Source organism: Williamsia sp. Y721, from assembly GCF_059683565.1.
Genome location: NZ_JCASNH010000003.1, coordinates 16615 through 41078, shown reverse-complemented (window position 1 = coordinate 41078; position 24464 = coordinate 16615). Strand labels below are relative to the sequence as shown.

The following is a 24464-nucleotide window of genomic DNA, read 5'->3' as shown; positions in this document are numbered from 1 at the left end:
ACAATCACCGTCACCATCGTGATCGGTACCCATCCGATCCCGCCATCTGTTCCGAACGGTCAGTGCAACAAGTTTTTGCCGAACTGACGCCCGGACACGGAGAACGAGACATGCAGTCGATGAAGTACCAAACCATCACCCCGTCCGTCGATGAGCTCGTCCGCGACCGGCACCGTGAGATCACGGCACTCGCGAACGATGCCCTGAGCACTCACGTGTTCGATCACTCCAACTTCTTACGCGGCCTGAGTGCAGAAGTCGCGCCGCTGACCACCGCGATCACGGACACGCTGGCCCGTGGAAAGCGGATCCGCGCACAGTTCTGTATGTGGGGTGCATACGGTGCGACCGGCGGCGATCAAATCACGGGGATTCCGGAGATGGCCGCGGCAATCGAACTGTTCCATCTCGCGGCACTGATCCACGACGACTTGATGGACAACAGCGACACCCGTCGCGGACTTCCCACCATGCATCGACAGTTCACCGACGACCACGCTCGACAGCATCGTCTGGGTGACAGCGACAATCACGGTTCGGCCGTCGCAATCCTCGTCGGAGACATGTGCCTGTCGTGGTCCGACGATCTGGCCGTGATGGCCACCGATTCCCTGGACGTCCATTCGCGTCGCGCGGTCCGGGCCATGTGGTCGCAGATGCGTGACGAGGCCTACGCAGGCCAGTACCTGGACATGCTCAGTCAGACCGAAGCGGACATCTCCCGATCTCGCACCGACCTCATCCTCCGGTTGAAGAGCGCCAAGTACACGATCAGCCATCCGCTCCGCCTCGGCGGCTCCCTGGCCGGAGCGGACGAGCTTCTCCTGCATCTCTACGACCAGATCGGACTGACGGCAGGCAAGGCGTTCCAGCTTCGCGACGATCTGCTGGGTGTCTTCGGCGATCCCGAGGTCACCGGCAAACCGGCGATCGACGACATCCGCGAGGGCAAGCGCACGCTACTGATGGCCGTGGCCGAATCGCGGGGTAACTGGTCGCAAAGGGAGCTTCTCCGCGATTGTCTGGGCAACCCGAACGTCGATGACGATGATCTCGAAGCGATCCGGTCCGTGCTCGTCGCAACCGGGGCCGACTCTGCAATCGAGGAGAAGATCACCGAGCTGACCGCCAATGCGATGGGTATCGTGGAGTCGCTGCCGGTCGATGATCTGACCCGGACAGCATTGACCGGCCTGGTCGAGCGGTGTGTGTGGCGCAAATCCTGATGATCGAGGCGATATGGTCGATACAAGGACCTGACACCCGACCACAGCACCGGAAGATTCTGGTGCAGAAGAGATTCGATGCGACGCAGTGACATTCCGCGGCGATTGGTGGCGATCGGCACCGCACTGGCAGCGGCTTCACTCGCGTTGACCGTTGACAACGCGATCCGGGTCCGGCGACCGGTGCCCACCGACTCCGCGGATGCCGAACCCCTGACCGTCCTCATTCCCATGCGAGACGAAGTGGCGGTGGCAGAGCGTTGCGTGACCAGCGTCCTGGCCGCGGCCGACAAATGGCCCGGGCCGGCGCGTGTCATCGTGCTCGACGACGGATCCACCGACGGCACCGGTACCGTGCTCGAGGCGCTTGCGCGGCGCGATCCCCGACTCGAGATCGTCGCCGGCGCGCCTCTTCCGCCCGGGTGGCTGGGCAAACCGTGGGCTTGCCACCAGCTCTCCGAGTTGGCCCAATCCCAATCGGCACCGCCCGGTGGCGTTCTTGTGTTCGTGGACGCCGACGTCGTACTCGAACCGTGCGCATTCACGTCCTCGGTGGCGTTGTTGCGGCGCACCGGCCTCGACCTGCTGAGCCCCTATCCCCGGCAGATCGCCGTCGGGGTCGGCGAGAGATTGGTGCAACCACTGCTGCAATGGTCTTGGATGAGCACCCTCCCCCTGGGTATCGCAGAACGATCGCCGCGTCCGTCCATGTCGGCAGCGAATGGGCAGCTGATCGTCGTCGACGCCGCCGCCTACCGACGCGCGGGCGGACACGCCGCCGTGCGCGACGAAATACTCGAGGACATCGCACTCTTGCGTGCGGTGAAGCGGGCCGGCGGTCACGGAGTCGCGGCGGACGGCAGCCAGATCGCAGCCTGTCGAATGTACGAGGGGTGGCGCGCAGTCCGGGCGGGATACGGCAAGTCGCTGTGGAACGCTTTCGGTTCGGCGCCGGGCTCACTTGCGGTCATGGCGTTGCTCGTGCTCATGTATGTGGTCCCATTTTTGGGCGCACTGACCGGATCACGCACCGGCGCAGTCGGATACGTCGCCGGAGTTGCCTCACGGGTGATCGCTGCGCGTACCACCGGTGGACAAGTGTGGCCGGACGCGTTGGCCCATCCGGTCTCGGTCCTCACATTTGCCGCCCTCACAGTCGATTCCGCGGTCGCGCGCCGGAGGGGGCTCCTCCAGTGGAAAGGTCGATCGATCGAGGTGAACAGATGAGCCGGGTCATCGTTGTCGGCGCCGGAGTCGGCGGTCTGGCTGCCGCATTGCGGTTGCAGGCCGGTGGACATGACGTCACCGTGCTGGAGCAGGCCGCGGACATCGGAGGCAAGCTCGGGGTCATCGAACACGACGGTTTTCGTTTCGACACCGGACCTTCTTTGGTGACGATGCCGCATGTGCTCGAAGAATTGTTCACCTCCACCGGAGCGTCGGTGCACGATGTGCTGTCACTGCAACGGCTTTCGACGGCTGCCCGATACCGGTTCCCGGATGGCACAGAACTGGACATGCCGGGCACGCTCGAGGAAATACCGGCCGCCATGGATGCGATGCTGGGCCCTGGTTGTGGTGCGCAGTGGTCGGCGCTGCTCGATCGGGCGGAGTCCATCTGGGACGTCACGCACGAACCATTCCTGGAGTCTCCGTTGGAGATCCGGCGGTTGCTCGGCGGGTTCCGGGCCTGGTCTGACCTCGTGACCATCGCGCCGTGGCGTTCTCTGCGCGGACTCGGTCGCCGCTACGTGCAGGACCCACGTCTTGTGCAACTGCTCGACCGGTACGCCACCTACACCGGATCCGATCCCCGGCGCGCGCCCGCGGCTCTCGCATCGGTTCCGTGGTCGGAGCAGGCCTGGGGGTCGTGGTACGTCGCCGGGGGCCTTGGCGAGATCGCCACAGCGATCCGCGATCGGTTTGTTGCCCTCGGTGGCACGATCGAGCTCGACACCGAGGTCACCCGTCTCACCACGGATTCACGCGGACATATCACCGGAGTACAGCTCGTGGACGGGACCGTCCGGAGCTCGGATCTGGTGGTCGCGAACGCCGATGCCACACAGGTGTATGAGCGCCTGATCCCCTCGCGCACCACCCGCCGGGTGGCAGCCCGACTGCGCAGCGCCACTCCGTCGTTGTCGGGGTTCGCGATCCTGCTCGCGCTCGACAATCCACCCGAGGTGGCCCACCACACGGTTCTGTTTGCCGAGGATTATGACGCCGAGTTCGATGCAGTCTTCGGGTTCAAGGGATCACCGCGGCCCGTGGAACGTCCGACGGTGTACGTCTCGGCACCCGATGACCCTGCCATCGTTCCCGGTCCCGGAACGGGTGCCTGGTTTGTGCTGGTGAACGCGGCCCGCCATGATCCCGAGCACGGAATGGATTGGGATGCACCGGGAGTCGTCGACGCACACGCCGATCACGTGATGCAGGTGATGGCCGACCGCGGCCTCGATGTGCGGTCGCACGTACGCCACCGGATTGTGGTGTCGCCCGCCGATCTGGAGCGGCGCACGCTGACTCCGGGCGGTTCGATCTACGGGTCGTCGTCGAACGGTGCACGCGCGGCATTCCTTCGGCCACCGAACACCTCACCGGTACCCGGCCTCTATCTGGTGGGCGGCTCGGCCCATCCAGGAGGCGGACTCCCGCTGGTGATGATGTCGGCGCGGATCGTCTCAGACCTCATCGGTCCGGCCGGTCGGCCACCGGGCCGGTGAATCCGATGTCCTCGTGGAGGGCACTGGATTCACCGGGCGAGGTTCAGCTGGACGGCCCGACCGACCGGTCGCCCCGCAGTCGCTTTCGGATGAGTTCGGCGCTGATCAGGCACATCGGCAAGCCGATCCCCGGACGCGTACTCGAACCCGCGTAATACAGACCCTCGACCTTGCGTGATCGGTTGGTTGCCCGCAGGAATGCGCTCTGGCGCAATGTATGTGCCGGTCCGAGCGCACTGCCCGACCACGAGTTGACGTCGTCGACGAAGTCGGCCGGTCCCACGGTGCGGCGGACCACGATCCGCTCGGCGAGATCAGGGATCTGAGCCCACTGCGCCACCGTCGCGATCGCGTGGTCGACGACCTTTTCGATGTCGGGATCACCGTTGCCGTCGATCCCGCCGTGCCCAAGCCCCGGGTCCGGGGGCGAGGGCACCAGGATGAAAACGTTCTCGTGGCCGACCGGGGCCACCGAATCGTCCGTCGCGGACGGCCGACACACGTACAGCGACGCAGGATCCGGCATGTGGGTCGGCTCCTCGAAAATCGCGTCGAAGTTCGTCGTCCAGTCGTCGGTGAAAAACAGCGAATGATGGGCCAGCTCCGGCAGATTGCCACTCACACCGAGATACGCCAGTACCGCTCCTGGCCCCGATGTCGCCTTGTCCCACCATCGTTGGGGGAATGTCTGCAGATTGGTCGGCAGGAGTTTGGTCTCGACGTGGTGCAGGTCCGCGGCACCGACCACGATGTCCGCTGCGATTTCTCGTTCACCACCGCGGCGATCCTGCACCCGGACCCCGACAACCTCATGCCGACGGCGCCCCATGCCCGCCCGGCCTTTTCGCGACTGGGTCAGAATCGCGGTCGCCGACGTACCGGCGTGTACGCGGACCCCGTGCTCGGTGGCCAGCCTGGCCAGCGCATCGACAAACGTCGTGAAACCGCCATCGGGATAACGGACACCGTCGGCCAGGTCGAGCCAGCTCATCAGGTGATAGATCGCCGGTGTGCGCTCGGGTGAAGATCCGAGGAACACCGCGGGATAGCCGAGCACCTGCTGCAACCTTCGATCAGAAAACCGTTGCGAGACAAACGACTCGAGGGACTTGGTGAGCAGCACCGCCAGCGTCGGGAGGTTTCGCAGCACCTCGGGACTGAGGAAAGCGCGCGGAGAGTCGAAACTGGTGTACAGGAAACGCTTGACGGCGATGTCGTATGCGTTGCGGGCGGAGTCGAGGTAGCCACTCAGCGCTGTGCCGGCGCCCGGTTCGATGGTTTCGAACAACGACAGATTGCTCGATTCGTCACCCTCGACGTCGATCTGTTTGTCGAAGCCCTCGAAGAACACCCGATACCCGGGGTCGAGGCGCACCAGCTTGACCTGCTCTGCCGTCGAGGTGCCCAACAGTTCGAAGAAGTGGTCGAACACCTCGGGCATCAGCCACCAGGAGGGGCCGGTGTCGAACCGGAAACCGTCGTGCGCCCACGATCCGGCCCGACCGCCGAGGTCCTCATTCTTTTCGACGAGGTCGACGTCGTGTCCGTCACGCGCGAGCAAGGCGGCAGTCGCCAACCCGGCAACACCACCGCCGATGATGACTACTTTTTTCGGTGTGGCGGTCACGAAAGACTGGTCTCCTTGTCGAAAGTGACAGGTCGACCGCGGTGAAGTGCGGCCGAGGCAGCGATGCGTACCTTCTCCGGATTGGGCACGCGCACTCTGCGACGTCGCACCTCGGCCGGTGATGTCGCTCGCAGACGGCGGGTCAACTCAGCGAACAGATCGTGAGCGGTGCACACCGCAACGCGGCAGCCGCGCGGAAGCCAGGGAATGACCTCCGCGGCCGCGGACAGGTCCAATTCGACGTCGTCGAGCCAGTTGTGCCAGATCTCTTCGTCGAGTTCATCAGGCTGGAGTCCGACGAGGTAACGCCGTCCGAGCCCGTCGGTGTCGTCGCCGAAATCTCGCAAGAAATTGATCTTCTGGAACGCCGCCCCTAGTCGTCTGGCCCCTGGGGCGAGCTCGTCATAGAGCGGTGCCGGATTTGGTTCATCGGCGACGAAGGCCCGCAGGCACATCAAGCCGACCACCTCAGCGGAGCCGTAGATATAGGTCGCGAGGCTCGCGAAATCGTGGTCCACGTGCTGGAGGTCGGTGCGCATTGCCGCGAAGAAGGGGGCGATCAGCTCTTGTCCGATGCCGACCCGCCGGGCACTGCGCGCGAACGCATGAACAACAAGATTGGTGCTCGATCCGGTCTCCAACGTCGCGTACGTTTCCTGTTCGAGCTTGTCGAGTTCGATCAGCCGATCAACGCTGCCCTGCCCGGGTCGCGGCGCGTCCACGACCTCGTCGGCCACGCGCACCAGCGCGTAGATGTTGCACACATCCTGTCGGACCTGTCCGCCGAGCAACCGCGTCGCGAGCCCGAAGGACGATGAGTATCGGCGAATCACCAACGCGGCACTGGCGTCGGCGGCTGCGTCGTACCGCAGATAGGGCTGCAACGCGTCTGCGTTGCGCCTCCGTGTTTGCACCATCAGATCTGTCCTTGCCCTCGGATCGTTTGCTCTCGTCACCTACTGCCCTCTATTCGGGCCGGCGGGCAATCCGGATGGGCTCGGCCACATGGTCGTACGGGTCTGGTCCCGGCAAGGAGCGGACCTGTTCGACAAACCACGGGCTCACCGCCCAGGGGGTGCGTTCAGCGAGCGTCCATATGTCCGAGATGGCCGACCAGGCGTACTCCGCGACCTCGTCGGGGTCCGGGCGCAGCTCGCCCACCGGACTCGCGACGAATACCGGACATATCTCGTTCTCCACCACACCACTGGCATCGACCGCCCGGTAGCGGAACTCCGGAAGCACGCACCGCAGCCCCTCGACATCGATCCCCAACTCGCGCTGCGCATATCGGTGGATCGCGTCCTCGACCGATTCGCCTGGTCGCGGATGTCCACAGAATGAGTTCGTCCACACTCCCGGCCAGGTGCGCTTGCTCAACGCACGTCGGGTCATCAGCAGCTGACCTTCGTCCACCAGATGGCAGGAAAAGGCAAAGTGCAAAGGCGTGTCCGTGGTGTGCACCGTCGTCCGGTCGGCGGTCCCACACGGTTGTCCATCGGAGTCGGCCAGGACGACCAAGTCGTCGGTCATGCATACCTCGTTCACTCGGGTATCTGTAGTTTGTCATCCGATATTCGGAACCGACGAAGCGATGGATGTCCTACACGAACACCAACCCGAGTTCGTGCGCGCTCTCGAAGAATCAACCGTCTCCCCCGACGGTTATGAAAACCGCGATCCTGGCGAGATGAGTCGGCTGATTGCACGGTCACACACTGCCGACATCAAGTCCTGCCGACCGCACACCAGGCAGTGGCCCCCAATTCAAAGGGCGCGTCCGGCAGTGCAGCGGCACATCGCTCACGTAAAGCGTTTCGCCGCTCTGGGGATAGTCCGGCAACGTAGGTGCCCGCGGGGCCGATCCCGTAGGTGTTGGGCTCCCACCATTCGTCAAAGCTGTTGTACGTCACCCGGACTGTGAGTTCGCTGGGCTCGATGTCGCGGATGCCTGCTCGAGTGAACAGCGACACCAATTGGTCCTGCCGTACGCCGGCCAGGTCGGACTCATCCTGAGCATTCGGATCCAGTTCGCGAACCATCCTCCACAACAGCGAGATGGGTCCTCGCTCGTTCGGGCCGAGGTCCCAGACGCAGGCTCCGACGGTCCCGCCCGGCCGTGTCACGCGAGCCATCTCGGCAAGTCCGAGTACGGGATCGGTCATGAAATGCACGACCAACTGCGCGAGCGTCACGTCAAACGAATTCGCCTCGAACGGCAGGTCCTCGGCTACCGCCGGGCGGACATCGATCCCGGGAAATCTGGCGCGGGTGGCGTCGACGAAGGACGATGACGGGTCGATCGCGCACACGTGATCGACTCCGAGTCGCGAGACCAGATGGGCGGTGAGAGCTCCCGGACCGCACCCGACATCGAGTGCGCGCTGTTCTCCCCCAACCCCCGCGGCATCAGCGAATGCAGCACCCAGGGGTTCGGAGTAGCGACCCATGAACCGGGCGTAAGCGTCCGGCGGAACTTCGAACGACACAGGCTCGAAATTACTCCGCACCCACCGCATCGGAGGAACGTTGCACAAAGTACTCAGCACCCGTGACTTCCCCACGTGAGTGGGTCGCGCCGGGTATACCGGACGAATGCCGGAACTTCCCGAGGTCGAGAACGCCAGACAGGTCGTCGAGAAAGCGCTGAACCGGGTCATAGTCGATATCGACGACACCGACACGTTTGAGTGTCGCCCACACCGCCCGGGTGAGATCGCCCGGGCGCTGAAGGGCGGCAAGCTGACCGAGGCCCGCCGTCGCGGCAAAGCCATGTGGTGCGAGACCGAAACAGCCGACGGGTCAGCGGGTCCCAGGCTCGGCATCCATCTCGGCATGGGCGGACGCATCATCGTCACAGCACCCGACGGTGACCAGACCTCGCTTTACGGTGGCGGTGATCCGCACGTTGGTGAGCGCGACACAGATAAACCCGAGTGGACGCGCTTCGCCATGACGTTCGACGACGGGGGTCAACTCCGGCTCTTCGACAAACGCCGCCTGGGCCGCGTACGCCTGGAACCCGATATCGACGCTCTCGGGCCGGATGCAGCGGAGATCTCACTTGAGGACTTTCGGCGTCGGATCGGTTCAAGCGGAGCGCCTCTCAAGGCCAGGTTGCTCGACCAGTCGGCCATCGCCGGGATCGGGAACCTGCTCGCCGACGAAGTCCTGTGGGAGTGCGAGCTGTCGCCGGCACGCCGCGCCAAGAGCCTCACCACCGACGATCTCGACAACCTGCGTGTCGTCCTGCGCCGTGCCATCCGATCCGCGATCAAGAAGGGCGGCGTCCACACCGGTGAGATCATCCCGTATCGCAAACCCGACGCCGTGTGCCCCCGGTGCGGGGCACCGATGTCACGCGGCACCGTCGGTGGGCGCACGACATGGTGGTGTTCACGGGAGCAGTCGTGAGCAACTCATCAGCCACGAGGGATTCCTTCTTGCACAGTCCATCTCCCAGAATCAGGCGGTAGCGTCGTCGCATGTCTCGACGCACAGTGTCCATTGTTCTGTTCGACGGCTTTGAACTTCTCGACGTATTCGGCCCGGTCGAGTTGTTCAGTGTTCTGCCGGATGAGTTCGACGTCAGCTTCCTCGGGCCCGCGGCGCGGCCCGTCGCAAGCTCCCAGGGCGTCACTGTCATTGCGAATCGCAACTACGACGACGCACCACCTGCCGACATCATGCTCATCCCCGGCGGCATCGGTACCCGCACACTGGTGTCAGACACAGCTTTCCTCGACTGGCTGCGCACGTACGCGACACAATGCCGACTGGTGACATCGGTGTGTACGGGATCGGCGGTGCTCGCTGCGGCCGGGCTCCTCGACGGGTACAGAGCAACGTCGAACAAGTTGGCGTTCAGATGGGCGCAAGAGCAGGGCAGCACGGTGGACTGGCTCCCCCGGGCGCGGTGGGTGCAGGACCGTGATCGCTGGACCTCGTCCGGTGTCGCGGCGGGCATGGACATGACCGCGGCCTTGATCAGCTCACTATGCGGCGCGGAGACAGCGCAACGAGCTGCCGACGTGATCGAACTAGAAGTTCAGACCGACCCGACGCACGATCGATTCGCGGAAATCCACGGGTTGTGAACTGCGACAGCAGCTGTCTGCTCGCCCCGACCATCGGGTCTATCCAGTTCAATGCCGGCAGGTCACCCAGTTGGTGCGACTATCCTCGGCCTACGTGACGCACGAAGATCAGCAGGTTGACGGAATCACCTCCGGCTCGCTGCCAACACCTGTCGGCGCGATCACCGTTTCCAGTAGCGGTGAGACGATCGTGCGAGTCGCGTGGCGGGCTCCTCCGACGACGAACGCTGCGCCAGACGATCCCCTGCTTGTCGAGGGGCTGGCCCAGCTCCGCGCCTACTTTGACGGGAACTTGACCGAATTCGATCTTCCGCTCGACCTGCACCACATGTCCGACGTCGCCCGCGCCGTCCTCACCACACTCGAGAAGACCGTGAAGCGAGGAGACACGATCACCTACGGCGAACTCGCAGCGCGAAGCGGCACCGGCGTCCCCGCCCGAAGTATCGGCACCCTCATGGGCATCAACCCCGTACCTCTGCTCATCCCATGCCACCGCGTCGTCGCCGCTGACGGTCTGGGCGGCTACTCAGGCGGCGACAAAGGGCAAGGCCTGCAGACAAAACGATGGCTACTCGACTTCGAGGGTGCGACTCCGCCCACGTTGTTCTGAAAGCGAAGGTCGGACAGCCAAAGGCTTGTAGGCGATAATCATTCACCCTTGATGACCAAGCTAGAGCCACGAATGGCGACCTTTCGACAACGGCTGCCTTATTCACATCCGCTTCGAGAGATGCTGCCTACAATCGGCGATCACCGCGGACTTCACGTGAACAGCCGCAACATCTACAGAAACAGAAAAAGCCTGGTCAGATGTACTCTGACCAGGCTTTACTCTGTCGGGCTGACAGGATTTGAACCTGCGACCACTTGACCCCCAGTCAAGTGCGCTACCAAGCTGCGCCACAGCCCGTGGCACTCCCCGTTAAGGGCGCTGAATGAGATTACCTCAGGCACCGCCCGCAGCGAAAATCGCCTGGTAGACGGCCCGACACGGCCGTGTAGGTCCAAGTCCGCGTCAGCTGTCCCCACTGGCTATAGCTCCCAGGCGCCCATTCAATAGAACTCCCTAAACTTCCCTATCTGCATGTATATTGACCTTTCGTGACGCCCTCGAATTACCTGTCTGCGGACGAGGTGGCCGACGAACTCGGACTGCATGTGCGAACCATCCGCGCATACATCCGTGATGGGCGGCTACGTGCCGCCCGCGTGGGAAAGCAGTATCGGATCACCCGAACTGATCTGGCCGCGTTTGTCGCTGCTGCCGGCAGCACCAGCCCCCGAACAGTGCCTCAACTGCTTCCCCAAGCGGACGTCACCGAACACAGCACCGTTGTCGTCGACCTCGGCAACCTCAAACCAGGCGACTGGGACCGCATCGCCACCGTGCTCACCGCCGCGGCGGGCGGCCGGGACCGCGGTCACCCACTACGCCTGACCACAGCCCCCGGCCCCGACGGCCGCTCACTGAAAGTGATTGCGCAAGGCAGCATCAGCGACACCGCAGACGTCCTGATCCTGCTCCGCGACCTGACCGAAGGAGGCAACTTCTCATGACGATGTTCCAGCAGACCCGAAACGGCGACGAGCTGATGATCTATCACGACACCGGGGAACCCGTGGCAGCTCTCGACGCCATCGGAGCAACATGGGGACACAAGGTGGCAGCAGTAGCGATACCTATCAATCGTCTGCCAGAGGGCTTCCTGGACCTCAGAACGGGCGTCGCAGGTGAGTACCTCCAGAAGATGGTCCAGTACCGCGTCGTGATCGCCATCGTCGGCGATATCTCCACAGAGGTCTCACACAGCGAACCGCTGGCGGCGTTTGTGCGCGAATCCAACCGCGGACGTCATGTGTGGTTTGTCGACTCGATCGATGACGTACAAGCCAGACTTGCCTGACTGCACCACCTTTCGAAAACTCCTGGTCAAGGGCTTGTCGGTGGGTGCTGATAGAACTGTTTCATGACCGCGGGGGTGGCACATCTCATCGACCGTATCGAGGGCATGGCTCTTGATGCGGAGGAGATCGTTGCTGTCCGTGAAGTGTTGTCCCGCAGACTTGTTGATATCTCGTTGGCGAACCTGTCGGACAAGGAGACCGTCGAACTCGCCCAAGCGATCGAAACCCAAACCCGCCGTGATGAAGCCGTCAAAGTACGGGTCGCTGTCGAGCTCCGAGAACGCTCGGTCGCCGCCAAACAAGGGCTCAAACACAACAAGTTCCTGCGCCATCATTTACGGATTTCCACGACTCAGGCCAGCGCCCGGTCCAAACGCGCTGAACGCGTGGGCCAGTGGCACACCCCATCGGGTGAAGTCACGGCACCGGTGTACCCGAACACGTGGTCGGCGTTGCGCGATGGTGCGATCGGGGTGGCGCATTACAACGTCATCGATGACACATTGCGGAATCTGCCCGGCACGATCCGCAGCAACCTCGAATTGTGGTCCGACGGAGAAAGGCTGATGGCCGAGGCTGCTCGGACGATGGACCCGGATGAGCTGAAAAAGGTGGGTCTGCACCTACATGCCCATCTGAACCCGGACGGCGAGTTCGATGACGCCGACCGTGCGCAGAAGCGGGAACTGTCGGTATCCAAGCAGGGCGCAGACCACATGGCCGGGATCAAAGGCACGTTGGATCCTGCGACCAAAGCACTGTGGGATGTGGTGGCCGCGAAATGGGCAGCCAAGGGCATGAACAACCCCAACGATCCGGACTCACCGACCGGCAACGCCGACAAGGCCGACAAAGACGCCCTCCGCGCGGCGGCCGAGCGCGATACCCGCACTCCGGGGCAACGCAACCATGATGCATTCAAGAAGCTGATGGAAATGGTCGTCGGGCAGGGCAAACTCGGCACTCACCGCGGTCTACCCGCGCAGGTCATCGTGACGATGACGTTGGAGCAACTCGAACAGGAAACCGGCCTGGCCACCACCGCCTCCGGTGGTGTCCTGGCCGTCAAGGATGCCCTCAAGCTCGCCGGAGTGAGCCGCAAGTTCTTGGCGTTGCTCGACGACAAACACCGCCCGCTATATCTCGGTCGTGAAGAACGGTTGGCCACCGCAGATCAGAGACTCGCTCTGATTGCCGCGGAGCGGGGTTGTTCGCGTCCAGGCTGTGATGCCCCGGCCTCAGAGTGCGCGGTCCACCACATTCGGGAGTGGGCCAAAGGCGGGCGCACCGATATCACCGTGCTGACCTTGGTCTGTGGACCTGATCATGCCCAGGTCACCGATGGTGATACCGGGTGGATCACCGAGATCATCACCGAAGGTACCGGCCCGCCGGGTTGGCACGGACGGGTCGGGTGGCGCCACCGCGGATCGCTGGAACCACTGCAGCCGAACAACACTCATTTCCGGAAAAATACTTCACCAACCCGGAGATGTGGAACCCGAACAGCGACGCCGACGCCGAATGGTTCCTGCAACGCGCCCGCACCGTGTTCGATAAGAAATCTGCGGAGGCGCAGGTGTTCAACATCGACTACGGATGGCGAAACTTCAAGTGGCTCAAAGTTGCCTGAACATGACCCTGCCCCGACCAACAATGTTGATCGGGGCAAGGGGTGCAAGCTATCTCGTCCTACTTCGTGCGCTCGCGCTTCTCACGGACTCGGACGTTCACCCGGACGGGCGAACCGTCGAAGTTGAAGGCCTCACGCAGCTTTCGCTCCAGGAACCGGCGGTAGCCGGCCTCCAGGAAGCCCGTGGTGAAGAAGACGAACGTCGGCGGCCGAGTGGCAGCCTGGGTCGCGAACATCACGCGAGGCAGACGCCCACCACGCATCGGTGGCGGGGTCTCGGCGATGACATCCTTGAGCCAGTTGTTGAGCTGCCCGGTCGAGATCCGCTTGTCCCATGACGCCAACGCCGTATCCAGTGCGGGCACGAGCTTTGCCACGGACCGACCGGTGTGGGCTGAAATGTTGACCGTCCGAGCCCAGGGCACGCGGGACAGGTCGCGGTCGACCTCCTTGGCCAACTGCAACCGGCGATCCTCGTCAACCAGATCCCATTTGTTGAACGCGATCACCAATGCGCGACCGGCTTCGATGATCATCGTCAGAACTCGCTGGTCCTGCTCGGTGATCGGCTCCGACGCGTCGATCAGCAGCACCGCGACCTCGGCGGCCTCGATGGCCGACCGGGTACGCAGCGACGCGTAGAACTCATGTCCGCTCGACTGCGTCACCTTCTTGCGCAAGCCGGCGGTGTCGACGAAGTTCCAGACCCGTCCACCGAGTTCGACCAGTTCGTCAACGGGGTCGACCGTGGTTCCGGCGACATTGTCGACCACTGCACGCTCTTCACCGGTGAGCTTGTTCATCAGCGAGCTCTTGCCCACGTTGGGCTTGCCAACCAACGCAACTCGGCGCGGGCCACCCATCGTGGTGGATTCGCGAGGCGTTTCGGGCAAGGCTTCGAGGATTCGGTCGAGCAGGTCACCGGTACCGCGACCGTGGGCTGCGGACACCGTGAACGGCTCCCCCAGTCCCAACGACCACAGGGCGGCCGCTTCGGCTTCCAGGCGCTCGTCATCAACCTTGTTGGCCGCCAACAACACCGGGGTCTTCGAGCGCCGCAGCACCTTGGCCACCGCTTCATCGGTGGCGGTGGCACCCACGGTGGTGTCGACAACCAGCACGATTGCGTCGGCCGTCTTCATAGCGATCTCGGCCTGGCGAGCCACGGACTGCTGCAGACCCTTGGCGTCAGGTTCCCAACCGCCGGTGTCCTGCACCATGAATCGACGTCCGGCCCACGATGCCTCGTAGGAGACACGGTCGCGGGTCACGCCGGGGATGTCCTCGACCACCGCTTCACGGCGTCCGAGGATGCGGTTCACCAGCGACGATTTGCCCACGTTCGGGCGACCGACGATCGCGACAACGGGCACCGCCAACGGTGCGCCATCAACGCCCAGATCGGTGAGCTCTGCGAGCTCGAAGTCGGATTCATCCGACCACATTCCGTCAGACGAGATTGCTGCCCCGTCAAAATTGTCACTCATGCTTCTACCCCAATCCGGTTGCGCGCCAACTCAACCAGCTTGGCGATCACCTCTTCGATGCCCATGTCGGTGGTGTCGACCTGTACGGCATCATCGGCCGGCCGCAATGGCGACGTCGGCCGTGTCGAATCCAGATGGTCCCGACGGATCACGTCCGCGAGCACCGTCTGGTAGTCACTGTCAATTCCTGCGGCGAGGTTCTGATCATGTCGCCGCTGCGCACGAACCTCGGGTGATGCGGTCAGGTACACCTTGAGCGCGGCATCAGGGAACACAACGGTCCCGATGTCGCGGCCCTCGAGCACGCTGAGTCCGTTCTGTGCCAGATCACGTTGAGCCTGCACCAGACGAGTACGCACCGCGGGCACGGCCGAGACGGCCGACACCGCGCGAGTCACCTCGTCGCGACGAATCTCATCGGAGACATCCTCGTCGTCCATCAACACGACCTGCTTGGTCGGGTTGCTGGTGACGGAAATGCGTACGCCCTCAGTCGCTTTGTCGATCGCGTCCGGATCGTCCAGAGCCGCACCCGCCCGCAGTGCGCGCAGGGTCGCGACCCGATACATGGCTCCGGTGTCGATGTAGTTGGCGTCCAACGCGGTAGCCACGCGGCGCGCCACACTCGATTTGCCGGTTCCGGCCGGACCATCGATGGCGATCACACCGGACGTGATCACCCCTGGGCTGGTCACATTCCCACCGCCTTGTAGAGCGCGCCGATCTCATCGTTGCCCATGACCCGCAAGGTGCCCGGACGCTGTTCGCCGATGTTGACCGCACCGATGTCGGTGCGCACCAGGCGAATAACCGGGAAGCCGGAAGCGTCAAGGATTCGACGGACGATGTGCTTACGACCTTCGTGCAGCGTCAGACGGAGCAGCGAAATGCCCTGGTTCACGTCGAGCAACGCGAACTTGTCGATCTTGGCCGGACCGTCGTCGAGCTCGATACCGTCGCGCAAGGTGCGACCCAGGTTGCGATGCACCTCTCCGCGCACGGTCACCATGTAGGTCTTGGGTACCTCGAACGACGGGTGCATCAAACGATGCGCCAGCTCACCATCATTGGTGAGCAGAATGAGTCCTTCGGTGTCGGCGTCGAGGCGGCCGACGTGGAACAGCCTCTGTCCCGACATGACGCGCTCGGCAACCAGGTCACCGATACACGGACGGGCGAACTCGTCGGACATCGTCGACTGCCAGCCCTTGGGCTTGTTGAGCGCGAGGTACTGATGTTCCTCGTTGACCACCACACGGGATCCGTCAACGCGGACCACCGCAGTCTCGGGATTGATCCGCAGACCCTGTTCGAGGACGACCTCACCGTCGACCTCGACGCGACCGGCCGCGATCAATTCCTCGGCACCGCGCCGTGAGGCGACTCCGGCCTGCGCGAGCACCTTCTGCAGACGCAATCCACCCTCGACATAGGTGGCGCCATCTTCCGAAGCATCCAGCGGATTCTGGTCGCGGGCGGGTTTTGCATTGTTCAGCCGAGCCTGGCCGCTCTTCGCGTCAGGGGCCGAACGAGCTCCGCGCTCCGGGTTGACGCCCTTGCGATGAGTCTTCTTGAACCGTGCTTCGGCGGCACCCTTGGTCGCCTTACCCGCGGGCCTTCCGGCAGTGGCGTTGCCACTGCGCTCTGTGCTCGGATTCGCGGGCCGTTCACCGGTCGGACGACCGAAGTCTTCGCCGCTGGGCCGCGCGCCACGCTCGTAAGCGGGCCTTTCACTGCGTTCGAATGCCGGTTTTCCACCGCGCTCGTACGACGGTTTTCCGCCACGCTCATGAGCCGGCTTTCCGCCACGCTCATGCGATTGGTTGCCGTAGCGCTCACCTGTGGGCCGACCACCGCGCTCGCCGCCGGTGGGCCGTCCGCCGCGATCACCGGTAGGCCGTCCACCGCGTTCGCCATCGGGCCGTCCGCCACGATCGCCAAAGCTGGGCCGACCTCCACGGTCACCGGTGGGCCTGCCACCGCGCTCGCCGCCGGTGGGCCGTCCGCCGCGATCACCGGTAGGCCGACCGCCACGCTCGCCATCGGGCCGTCCGCCACGATCGCCAAAGCTGGGGCGTCCGCCACGATCGCCGCCGCCGGTAGGCCTTCCACCACGATCTCCGGTGGGCCGTCCGCCACGTTCGCCATCGGGCCGTCCGCCACGATCGCCAAAGCTGGGCCGACCGCCGCGATCACCGGTGGGCCGTCCGCCACGCTCGCCGCCGGTGGGCCGTCCGCCGCGGTCACCCGTAGGTCGACCTCCGCGTTCGCCGGTGGGCCTGCCACCACGATCTCCGGTGGGCCGACTGCCACGCTCGGAGTAAGGCTTGGCGTCACGGTCGTCGTATGACCGTCCGCCCTCGCGAGGAGCTCGCCCTTTGCCTTGGTTGTTGTTGCTTCTGTCCGGTTTGCCGTCTCGGCTAGCGGGTGCCATTCTCTATCCCTAATTCCCGTCGTATTGATCGATCTGCAATGCGCAGCTCAATCGTCATCGACGGTGATGTTGTTGGTTTTGTTCTTCAAGTCTGACGGGTTACCTGCCAGTTTGGCGAATCGCGGGTCGCTGATGATCTCATCTCCGAGGGCGTCGATGACGTCCACGTCAGGGAGCAACGGCGCGAGATCCGGTAACTCGCCCAAAGAAGCCAACCCCAGACGTTCCAAGAATAGTTCCGTCGTGCCGTACGTCACTGCACCCGAATCGGAGTCTGTTCCGACTTCGGCGAGCAATCCGCGTGCCAGCAGTGTGCGAACCACACCGTCGACGTTGACCCCGCGCACCGCACTGACCCGAGATCGACTGACCGGTTGGCGGTAGGCAATCACGGCCAGGGTTTCGAGCGCCGCGCGCGTCAGCTTCGTCCGAGCTCCGTCGAGGAGGAGTCGCTCGACGTAGGGCGCGTAGTCGTTGCGGGTGTAGTACCGCCAGCCGTCGCCGGCGTAGCGGAGATCCATGCCGCTGTTTCGATCGGTCAGTTCATTCGACATCTGCCGCAACATCGCCTGGACCCGCGAGGTCTTCTCTTCCAGCACCGACGCCAGCTGATCGGTGGGCGCCGGTGTGTCTGTCACGAGCAACATCGCTTCGAGTGCCGACCGGAGTTCGTCGTCGGCGAGGAGGTCCTCCACCGGGAGGTCGGCGTCCGACGTGTCGCTGCCTGGGCCATCGTCCTCGGACAGAGCATCGGCCAACGCATCCGACACCTCGTCCGCCTCGGGCCCGGGAGTCTCCTGCGACTCTTCAGCTGGTATTTCTTCAGCCGGCACTTCTTCAGCCGGCACTTCCTCAGTCGGCACTTCTTCAGCCATAGTCTTCGCCCTTCTCGACGATCACTTGAGCGTCTACGAGTTCGCCTGTCCAGCTCACCAACAACGATCCGAGGGCCTCGGGCTGTTCGAACGCCACGGCCCGCTCGCGGAACAGCTCCAACAGTGCCAAGAACCGGGCAACCACCTCGAGGCCGCTGCCGCATTCGACAACCAGATCGGTGAAGCTCACCCACACCCCGGCACCGGCGTGCCGCAGGATCTCCCCTATCCGCAACGCGTGTTGCGGTACCGATACCTTCTCGATGTGCAGATGCCCGAGCCCCACCTGCGGGACCGGTTTGGGTGTCATCGCCGCCACCGCCACCTCGGCAAACACCGCCGGACTGACACCGATCGTCACCTCGGGCAGCAACGACTCGAATCGGGGTTCCAACGAAACCCCACGTGGATAACGTTGCAGTGCGGCAGCTTCCAGCTCCGCAAAGAGCATCGCGACCTGTTTGTAGGCCCGGTACTGGAGCAATCGCGCGAACAGCAGGTCACGGGCTTCGAGCAACGCCAGGTCCTCATCGTTCTCGACCTCACCCGAGGGCAGCAGACGTGCGGCCTTCAGGTCGAGCAACGTCGCCGCCACCACCAGGAACTCCGTCGTCTGGTCGAGTTCCATCTCGGCACCGAGGAGCTTGGTATAGGCGATGAAATCGTCGGTCACCTCATGCAACGCGACTTCGGTGACATCGAGGCGGTGCTGACCGATGAGATTGAGGAGCAGGTCGAACGGGCCCTCGAAGTTCGTCAGCTTGACCTGGAACCGCGATTTCCCGGTAATCACCGGCTCTGTCACCGGCTCTGCCGCGGGCGCCGGTACCGCCGGATCAACTCCGGGCGTGTCATCTTCCGGCGCCTCAACCTGCGAGGACCCGATCTCTGAAGGCTCGGTCTCTGACGGTTCGGTCATCTCTAGCGCGTGCGGTGAATGACTTCGCGGGCCAGTGCCCGATACGCCTTGGCGCCGCCTGATTTCGGTGCCCACGAGGTGATGGGTTCACCGGCGACACTGGTTTCGGGGAATCGCACGGTCCGGCTGATCACGGTGTCGTAGACCTTGTCGCCGAACACCTCGACCACGCGCTGCATCACCTCGCGGGAATGCAGGGTGCGGGCGTCGAACATCGTCACCAGGATGCCGCCGAGCGTGAGCCGCGGGTTGAGTCGGTCGCGCACCTTGTCGATGGTGTCGTTGAGCAGCGCCAGTCCGCGCAGGCTGAAGTACTCGCACTCCATCGGGATGACGACGGTATCGGCACACGCAAGCGCGTTGACGGTGAGCAGTCCCAGCGACGGCTGGCAATCGATGAGCACGTAGTCGTAGCGGTCGAGCAGCGGATGCAGTGCGCGGCCCAGCGTGTGCTCGCGGCCCACCTCGTTGACCAGCTGGATCTCGGCCGCAGAGAGGTCGATGTTGGACGGCAACAGGTCCATGCCCTCGACCCGGGTACGCATCAGGACTTCTTCAGCCGAGATCTGCGGCGGGACGAGCATGTTGTGGACCGTCAGGTCGAGTTCATGGTGCGGCACGCCAAGGCCCGCAGACAGCGCGCCCTGGGGGTCGAGATCGACCAGCAGCACCCGACGGCCGCATTCGGCCAGCGCGGCACCCAGGTTGATGGTCGACGTGGTCTTACCCACGCCACCCTTCTGATTACAGACAGCGACCACCGTGGCAGGACCATGCCGATCGAGCGGCGTCGGTTCGGGCACCGGACGCAGTTCGCGACCGGTCGGCCCGAGCTCTCCGGGTGCGCTGGGCTTTTCGCGGTCGAGTTCCTCTACACCGCGTGGCGGTGCCGAGATCATCAACTGATTCGCATTACGCCCGCGCCCGTATTCAGGTGGCTGCGGCGTTGTCACACCCAGAGCCTAGTGGGTCGGCGCGTCGGCGCTGTGGAGGCTCACCGCTATGAGGGTCCACAGCCCGATATTGACGGGTCTCATCGGGCGCGCGGATGTGCGAGGGCGTACACCTCACGCATCGTTCCGACGGTCACGAGCGTGTAGACCTGCGTGGTGGTCACCGACGCATGCCCGAGCAGCTCCTGCACCACGCGGACGTCCGCGCCACCGTCGAGCAGGTGCGTGGCGAAACTGTGCCGCAACGTGTGCGGTGAAACCGCCTTGTCCAATCCGGCCCGCTCGGATGCGTCGACCAGGACCTGCCAGGCGCTCTGCCGACTGAGCCGGCCGCCACGTGAGTTGAGGAACAGCGCCGGATTGAATTTCGAGACGAGCACGGGCCTGCCGCGCACGAGATAGGCGTCGAGCGCGGCGATGGCCGGGCGCCCCACGGGCACGATCCGTTCTTTGCCCCCCTTGCCCCGCAACACCACCGATCGGGACTCGGTATCGATGTCGTCGACGTCGAGGGTGACGGCCTCCGAGATCCGCGCACCACAGCTGTACAGCAGTTCGAGCAACGCCCGATTCCGCAACGACCGCGGGGTGTCCGCAGCATCCTCACCGCCGCTGGCGGTCAGGATCGCCAGGACCTCATCGACCGGCAGGCTCTTCGGGAGTCGGCGCGGCGCCTTGGGCGGCGCCACGCCATGCGCGACGTCGTCCGGCACGATCCCCTCGGCGGCGGCGAACTTGTGAAAACCTCTCGTCGCCACCAGGGTTCGCGCGATCGAGCTGTCGGCCAGCGGCGGCTTGCCGTTGTCGGCATCACCGCGGCGCAGCGCAACCAGAAACTCCCGGATGTCGGCCTCGGTGACGTCGGTGAGCGCCTCGATCCCACGTGAGCTCAGATACTCCTGATACCGCCGCAGATCCCTGGCATAGGACTGCAAAGTGTTACGCGCCGAACCCCGTTCGACCTCGAGGTGGTCCAGGTACACCTGCACCTGATCCGCGAGGCTCATGAGGTTCGGCGCGCGTTCATGATCGACCGGACCCGTCGTTGTCGGCCTTGCGGTTGGCGAACGCCACCGGACGGTCGGTCCAGGCAGCGTCGACATCACGTAACGGGATCGACTGTGACCGTGCGGCGGACAGGGCCAGAATCCCGGCCGCGGCCGTCGCGTTGACGATCTCGCCCGACAACACCTGTCGCACCGCCTCATCGAGCGACACCCAGTGCAGCGTCATGTCGGCTTCTTCGTGCTCCGGATCCGGCTGCGGCACTTCGGTTATCCCGGCGGCCAGATACACCCGCAGGGCTTCGTCGGTGAATCCGGGTGAGACGTCGATGTCGACCAAGACCTGCCACTGAGCGGCGGCAAGCCCGGTCTCCTCGAGCAATTCACGACGGGCCGCGTCGACGGGACTCTCCTGCGGACCCGCGTCGAGCAGGCCCGCAGGGAGTTCGAGAAGACGCCGACCGATCGGATGGCGGTACTGCAGCACCATCGCGATCTCGTCCTGATCGTTCACCGCGACCACCGCCACCGCGCCGTGGTGTTCGACCACCTCACGCTTGGCGGTGGTCGCACCCGGCATCGCGACCTCGTCGACACGGAGCGCAACAATCGCCCCGTCGTAGTGAACGTCGGTTCCGAGAGTCCGGAACTCGTGACGCTCGCTCAAATTCCGGCCTCTTTGGCGCCCGCCTCGGCAGCGGTCACGTCGAGAGCGGAGTCGAGATCGGGATCGACTTCTTCGTCACCGTGGACGTTCACCGGAAGACGCTCGGCCATCTTGTACCGCAGCGATGCACGCACGAATGCGCTGAACAACGGATGCGGACGCGTCGGACGGCTCTTCAATTCCGGGTGGGCCTGTGTGCCGACCAGGAACGGGTGAACCTCACGCGGGTACTCGACGAACTCCACGAGATGGCCGTCCGGCGACGTGCCCGAGAACACCAGACCGCTTTCGGCGATCTTGTCGCGGTAGCTGTTGTTGACCTCGAAACGATGCCGGTGACGTTCTGAAACATCAACGGAGCCATAGGCATTGGCCACAACCGAGCCGCGCTCCAGCTTCGCCGGGTACGCGCCGAGCCGCATTGTTCCGCCGAGATCGGCCTCACCGGCGACGGCATCTTCCTGATCCGCCATCGTCGAGATCACCGGGTACGGGGTCTCGGGATCGAACTCCGTGGAGCTCGCATCAGCAAGCCCTGCAGTACGCGCCGCCTCGATGACGATGCACTGCAAGCCCAGGCACAGTCCCAGGAGGGGAACGTTGTGGGTGCGCGCATACCGGACGGCGCCGACCTTGCCCTCGATACCGCGGATCCCGAATCCACCGGGGATCAGGATGCCGTCGACATCGGCAAGCGCTGCCTGCGCTCCGGCGTCGTCGGCACAGTCATCCGACTGCACCCACACCACGTTCACGCGAGCGCGATGAGCGAAACCGCCGGCCCGGATGGCCTCGGTCACCGACAGGTACGCGTCCGGCAGCTCGACATACTTGCCGACCAGCGCGATCGTGACCTCTTCGCGAGGCTCATGGACCCGCTTGAGCAGTTCGCCCCACACGGTCCAGTCGACGTCCCGGAACGGCAGACCGAGCTTGCGGACGACGTACGCGTCGAGCTGCTCGGCGTGCAGCACCTTGGGGATGTCGTAGATCGACGGCGCGTCCGGTGTCGAGATGACGCCTTCGATGTCGACGTCACACATGAGCGCGATCTTGTTCTTCAGCGCCTCGGGGACGTCGCGATCGCAACGCAGGATCAACGCGTCGGGCTGGATACCGATGCTGCGCAGCGCGGCGACCGAGTGCTGGGTGGGTTTGGTCTTCAGCTCGCCCGAGGGTGCCAGGTACGGGACCAGCGACACGTGGAGGAAGAACACATTGTCCCGGCCCACGTCGTGACGGATCTGACGTGCCGCCTCGACAAACGGCTGCGACTCGATGTCGCCGACCGTGCCACCGATCTCGGTGATGACGACATCGGGGATCTGGCCGTCGTTGTCGGCCTGGCCCATCGCCAGGATGCGGCGCTTGATCTCGTCGGTGATGTGCGGGATCACCTGCACGGTGTCACCGAGGTATTCACCGCGACGCTCTTTTGCGATGACGGTGGAATACACCTGTCCGGTGGTCACATTCGCGAATCCTGAGAGATCCCGATCGAGGAAGCGCTCGTAGTGGCCGACATCGAGATCGGTCTCCGCGCCGTCTTCGGTGACGAACACCTCGCCGTGCTGGAACGGGTTCATCGTTCCCGGATCAACGTTGAGATAAGGATCTAGCTTTTGCATCGTGACGCGCAGTCCGCGCGCCGTGAGCAACTGGCCGAGGCTCGAAGCCGTCAGACCTTTACCGAGCGACGATGCAACGCCCCCGGTCACGAAGATGTGCTTTGTGCCTGACCGCACATGACGTAATGGACGCAACGCTTCTCCCGTTAGTACTGCGGCAAGAAATCCTTGCCTACCTACGGGACTCCACGGTAACACCAATGGCCGGGTTTCTTGCTGTTGACACGACGTGGCGCTTGCTCAGAATCGGGCTATGCAGACATGAACGCCACGTGCCCTGCACCCCATTGTGGCGCAGATGACACGTGGCGTCGTATGCAGATCCGGTCGAGTGCAGATCCAGCTCAGCTCTCCGGCGCGATTGCGGTGGCGCCCGGGCCGGTGCCATAGGCGCCGTGCTTGTTGCCGAGCTCGTCTGTCAGCGCCAGGACGGCGGTGATCCGGCCGGTCGCCTGGTTGACGTTGTCAACCGTGGAGACCTCTGCGTTCAACGCCGGGTCGGCCCGGACCACAGCGATCGGTGACGAGCCCTCGGCCGAGCCGGCCCGGCCCACCAGGACAGTGCCGGCGCCACGCTCGGAGTAGGCGCCTGCAAAACGTGCGATCACCTGTCCACGCGCACCGGAGTCATCGGCAAACTTGTTGCCTGTCACGATGATCGAGAGTTGAGCCGGCGCAACCGTGCCTTCGGCGTAGTCGATGAATCCGCCTTGCTTGAGTGCTGCCAGACCGGCGTCTGTGTCAACGGAGTCGACCTGCGGCTCCGCATCGTCCGGTGACAGGCCGAGCAACAATCCCAACAAATCACCGGCGCGACCACCGGAGTCGGTCAATTCGGTGTTCAACGTGCTGCCCGCGGGTATCGACTGGTCGACGATCGAACGCATCTTCTCCGCGCTCTGATCACTCACGAACGTGTCCGTCAGTGCCAGCTGTCCACTGAGGATGGCTCCCGATTTGTTCAGGTTGTCCTTGACCGCAGCCACATCGCCCTCGTCGGCGCCCGGCGCGGTGATGATCAACACCGGACGATCGGTCAGGGAGCCCGCCAACAGTCGTCCCGCGATCGCGGTGTCGAAGTTGTTGGCGGCGTTGAGGTTGTTGGTCAGCTGCTGGTTCTCGTCGCGCAGTTCCTGCTCCCGCTCGTCCTGGGCATCACTGGCCGATCCGAACGTGTCAGCAACAAATCCGGATCCCAGCACCACCCCGACGGCGAGGGCAAGGAACACCGCGACCAGCGAAATAGCGTGCTGGCGAAGCGAAATCACAAAAATCTC

At 64.1% G+C, this 24464-nt stretch carries 23 protein-coding genes, 1 tRNA gene and 1 pseudogene; 10 read left to right on the top strand and 15 right to left on the bottom strand.

Annotation, left to right across the window (positions count from 1 at the left end):
* Positions 1–110 precede the first annotated feature (110 nt).
* From AC56PL_RS14865 to AC56PL_RS14855, 3 genes are all read left to right on the top strand, one after another.
* The gene (locus AC56PL_RS14865) at positions 111–1226 is read left to right on the top strand and encodes a polyprenyl synthetase family protein (protein WP_497154336.1); all 1116 of its coding nucleotides are present in this window, start codon (positions 111–113) and stop codon (positions 1224–1226) included.
* A 78-nt stretch (positions 1227–1304) separates the two neighbouring features.
* Positions 1305–2453, top strand: coding sequence for a glycosyltransferase (locus tag AC56PL_RS14860; protein WP_495516130.1), 1149 nt, complete (start codon positions 1305–1307; stop codon positions 2451–2453).
* A complete protein-coding gene (locus tag AC56PL_RS14855; RefSeq protein ID WP_497154335.1) occupies positions 2450–3955 on the top strand; it encodes a phytoene desaturase family protein in 1506 nt (501 codons plus the stop codon). The genes AC56PL_RS14860 and AC56PL_RS14855 overlap by 4 nt, the downstream gene beginning before the upstream one ends.
* Before the next feature lie 43 nt (positions 3956–3998).
* Here the strand turns inward: AC56PL_RS14855 and crtI are convergent, their stop codons facing one another.
* From crtI to AC56PL_RS14835, 4 genes are all read right to left on the bottom strand, one after another.
* The gene (crtI, locus tag AC56PL_RS14850) at positions 3999–5582 is read right to left on the bottom strand and encodes a phytoene desaturase family protein (RefSeq protein WP_497154334.1); all 1584 of its coding nucleotides are present in this window, start codon (positions 5580–5582) and stop codon (positions 3999–4001) included.
* Positions 5579–6499, bottom strand: a complete 921-nt coding sequence (locus AC56PL_RS14845; RefSeq protein WP_495516127.1) for a squalene/phytoene synthase family protein — start codon at positions 6497–6499, stop codon at positions 5579–5581. The genes crtI and AC56PL_RS14845 overlap by 4 nt, the downstream gene beginning before the upstream one ends.
* A 49-nt stretch (positions 6500–6548) precedes the next feature.
* The gene (gene idi / locus AC56PL_RS14840; protein WP_495516126.1) at positions 6549–7115 is read right to left on the bottom strand and encodes an isopentenyl-diphosphate Delta-isomerase; all 567 of its coding nucleotides are present in this window, start codon (positions 7113–7115) and stop codon (positions 6549–6551) included.
* A gap of 194 nt (positions 7116–7309) precedes the next feature.
* Positions 7310–8071, bottom strand: coding sequence for a class I SAM-dependent methyltransferase (locus AC56PL_RS14835; protein ID WP_497154333.1), 762 nt, complete (start codon positions 8069–8071; stop codon positions 7310–7312).
* A gap of 106 nt (positions 8072–8177) precedes the next feature.
* Here AC56PL_RS14835 and AC56PL_RS14830 point away from each other — a divergent pair, with 106 nt between their 5' ends.
* From AC56PL_RS14830 to AC56PL_RS14820, 3 genes are all read left to right on the top strand, one after another.
* On the top strand, positions 8178–8996 hold the full coding sequence (locus tag AC56PL_RS14830) for a DNA-formamidopyrimidine glycosylase family protein (RefSeq protein ID WP_497154332.1): 819 nt from the start codon (positions 8178–8180) through the stop codon (positions 8994–8996).
* A 71-nt stretch (positions 8997–9067) separates the two neighbouring features.
* Positions 9068–9679 (top strand): DJ-1/PfpI family protein, encoded by a 612-nt coding sequence (locus AC56PL_RS14825; protein ID WP_497154331.1) that lies wholly within the window; start codon positions 9068–9070, stop codon positions 9677–9679.
* A 94-nt stretch (positions 9680–9773) separates the two neighbouring features.
* Positions 9774–10292 (top strand): methylated-DNA--[protein]-cysteine S-methyltransferase, encoded by a 519-nt coding sequence (locus tag AC56PL_RS14820; protein ID WP_497154330.1) that lies wholly within the window; start codon positions 9774–9776, stop codon positions 10290–10292.
* Between the two features lie 226 nt (positions 10293–10518).
* Here AC56PL_RS14820 and AC56PL_RS14815 read toward each other — a convergent pair.
* Positions 10519–10592: transfer RNA gene (locus AC56PL_RS14815), tRNA-Pro, on the bottom strand.
* 191 nt (positions 10593–10783) lie between these two features.
* On the opposite strand from AC56PL_RS14815, the gene AC56PL_RS14810 reads away from it, so the two are divergent.
* From AC56PL_RS14810 to AC56PL_RS14800, 3 genes are all read left to right on the top strand, one after another.
* Entirely contained in the window at positions 10784–11239 is a 456-nt protein-coding gene (locus tag AC56PL_RS14810; RefSeq protein ID WP_497154329.1) for a helix-turn-helix domain-containing protein, read from the top strand.
* Positions 11236–11586, top strand: coding sequence for a DUF4180 domain-containing protein (locus tag AC56PL_RS14805; RefSeq protein ID WP_497154328.1), 351 nt, complete (start codon positions 11236–11238; stop codon positions 11584–11586). Before AC56PL_RS14810 ends, AC56PL_RS14805 begins: the two co-directional genes overlap by 4 nt.
* Positions 11587–11649: 63 nt before the next feature.
* Complete coding sequence (locus AC56PL_RS14800; RefSeq protein ID WP_497154327.1) at positions 11650–13347, top strand: HNH endonuclease signature motif containing protein; 1698 nt, start codon at positions 11650–11652, stop codon at positions 13345–13347.
* Here the strand turns inward: AC56PL_RS14800 and der are convergent.
* The 3 genes and pseudogenes from der to AC56PL_RS14785 all read right to left on the bottom strand — a co-directional run.
* Entirely contained in the window at positions 13280–14707 is a 1428-nt protein-coding gene (der, locus tag AC56PL_RS14795) for a ribosome biogenesis GTPase Der (RefSeq protein ID WP_495516118.1), read from the bottom strand. The genes AC56PL_RS14800 and der overlap by 68 nt on opposite strands.
* Positions 14704–15372: a (d)CMP kinase gene (gene cmk, locus AC56PL_RS14790; protein WP_497154826.1), complete on the bottom strand. Its 669-nt coding sequence runs from the start codon at positions 15370–15372 to the stop codon at positions 14704–14706. Before cmk ends, der begins: the two co-directional genes overlap by 4 nt.
* Before the next feature lie 26 nt (positions 15373–15398).
* A pseudogene (locus AC56PL_RS14785) lies at positions 15399–16424 on the bottom strand (pseudouridine synthase); the annotation flags it as partial.
* A gap of 72 nt (positions 16425–16496) precedes the next feature.
* Here AC56PL_RS14785 and AC56PL_RS14780 point away from each other — a divergent pair.
* Positions 16497–17057, top strand: a complete 561-nt coding sequence (locus AC56PL_RS14780) for a hypothetical protein (RefSeq protein ID WP_497154852.1) — start codon at positions 16497–16499, stop codon at positions 17055–17057.
* A gap of 131 nt (positions 17058–17188) precedes the next feature.
* On the opposite strand, the gene scpB is transcribed toward AC56PL_RS14780, so the two are convergent.
* From scpB to AC56PL_RS14745, 7 genes are all read right to left on the bottom strand, one after another.
* Positions 17189–18016 (bottom strand): SMC-Scp complex subunit ScpB, encoded by an 828-nt coding sequence (scpB, locus tag AC56PL_RS14775; protein ID WP_497154326.1) that lies wholly within the window; start codon positions 18014–18016, stop codon positions 17189–17191.
* Positions 18009–18935, bottom strand: a complete 927-nt coding sequence (locus tag AC56PL_RS14770) for a segregation and condensation protein A (RefSeq protein ID WP_497154325.1) — start codon at positions 18933–18935, stop codon at positions 18009–18011. Before AC56PL_RS14770 ends, scpB begins: the two co-directional genes overlap by 8 nt.
* A gap of 2 nt (positions 18936–18937) precedes the next feature.
* Positions 18938–19834, bottom strand: a complete 897-nt coding sequence (locus tag AC56PL_RS14765) for an AAA family ATPase (RefSeq protein ID WP_495516887.1) — start codon at positions 19832–19834, stop codon at positions 18938–18940.
* A 134-nt stretch (positions 19835–19968) separates the two neighbouring features.
* Positions 19969–20895 carry a site-specific tyrosine recombinase XerD gene (xerD, locus tag AC56PL_RS14760; protein WP_497154324.1) on the bottom strand — a complete coding sequence of 309 codons (927 nt, stop codon included), beginning with the start codon at positions 20893–20895 and terminating at the stop codon, positions 19969–19971.
* A 16-nt stretch (positions 20896–20911) separates the two neighbouring features.
* Complete coding sequence (locus tag AC56PL_RS14755; protein ID WP_497154323.1) at positions 20912–21559, bottom strand: NUDIX domain-containing protein; 648 nt, start codon at positions 21557–21559, stop codon at positions 20912–20914.
* The gene (gene pyrG / locus AC56PL_RS14750; RefSeq protein WP_497154322.1) at positions 21556–23322 is read right to left on the bottom strand and encodes a CTP synthase; all 1767 of its coding nucleotides are present in this window, start codon (positions 23320–23322) and stop codon (positions 21556–21558) included. Before pyrG ends, AC56PL_RS14755 begins: the two co-directional genes overlap by 4 nt.
* 209 nt (positions 23323–23531) lie before the next feature.
* A complete protein-coding gene (locus AC56PL_RS14745) occupies positions 23532–24455 on the bottom strand; it encodes a copper transporter (RefSeq protein WP_495516111.1) in 924 nt (307 codons plus the stop codon).
* Positions 24456–24464 lie beyond the last annotated feature (9 nt).

Excerpts from the sequence above, each read along its gene's own strand:
- AC56PL_RS14865 (WP_497154336.1), top strand. The coding sequence starts at position 111 with ATGCAGTCGATGAAGTACCAAACCATCACCCCGTCCGTCGATGAGCTC.
- AC56PL_RS14860 (WP_495516130.1), top strand. The coding sequence starts at position 1,305 with ATGCGACGCAGTGACATTCCGCGGCGATTGGTGGCGATCGGCACCGCA.
- AC56PL_RS14855 (WP_497154335.1), top strand. The coding sequence starts at position 2,450 with ATGAGCCGGGTCATCGTTGTCGGCGCCGGAGTCGGCGGTCTGGCTGCC.
- AC56PL_RS14845 (WP_495516127.1), bottom strand. The coding sequence starts at position 6,499 with ATGGTGCAAACACGGAGGCGCAACGCAGACGCGTTGCAGCCCTATCTG.
- idi (WP_495516126.1), bottom strand. The coding sequence starts at position 7,115 with ATGACCGACGACTTGGTCGTCCTGGCCGACTCCGATGGACAACCGTGT.
- AC56PL_RS14830 (WP_497154332.1), top strand. The coding sequence starts at position 8,178 with ATGCCGGAACTTCCCGAGGTCGAGAACGCCAGACAGGTCGTCGAGAAA.
- AC56PL_RS14825 (WP_497154331.1), top strand. The coding sequence starts at position 9,068 with ATGTCTCGACGCACAGTGTCCATTGTTCTGTTCGACGGCTTTGAACTT.
- AC56PL_RS14805 (WP_497154328.1), top strand. The coding sequence starts at position 11,236 with ATGACGATGTTCCAGCAGACCCGAAACGGCGACGAGCTGATGATCTAT.
- AC56PL_RS14800 (WP_497154327.1), top strand. The coding sequence starts at position 11,650 with ATGACCGCGGGGGTGGCACATCTCATCGACCGTATCGAGGGCATGGCT.
- der (WP_495516118.1), bottom strand. The coding sequence starts at position 14,707 with ATGAGTGACAATTTTGACGGGGCAGCAATCTCGTCTGACGGAATGTGG.
- AC56PL_RS14780 (WP_497154852.1), top strand. The coding sequence starts at position 16,497 with ATGAGCCGGCTTTCCGCCACGCTCATGCGATTGGTTGCCGTAGCGCTC.
- scpB (WP_497154326.1), bottom strand. The coding sequence starts at position 18,016 with ATGGCTGAAGAAGTGCCGACTGAGGAAGTGCCGGCTGAAGAAGTGCCG.
- AC56PL_RS14770 (WP_497154325.1), bottom strand. The coding sequence starts at position 18,935 with ATGACCGAACCGTCAGAGACCGAGCCTTCAGAGATCGGGTCCTCGCAG.
- AC56PL_RS14765 (WP_495516887.1), bottom strand. The coding sequence starts at position 19,834 with ATGATCTCGGCACCGCCACGCGGTGTAGAGGAACTCGACCGCGAAAAG.
- xerD (WP_497154324.1), bottom strand. The coding sequence starts at position 20,895 with ATGAGCCTCGCGGATCAGGTGCAGGTGTACCTGGACCACCTCGAGGTC.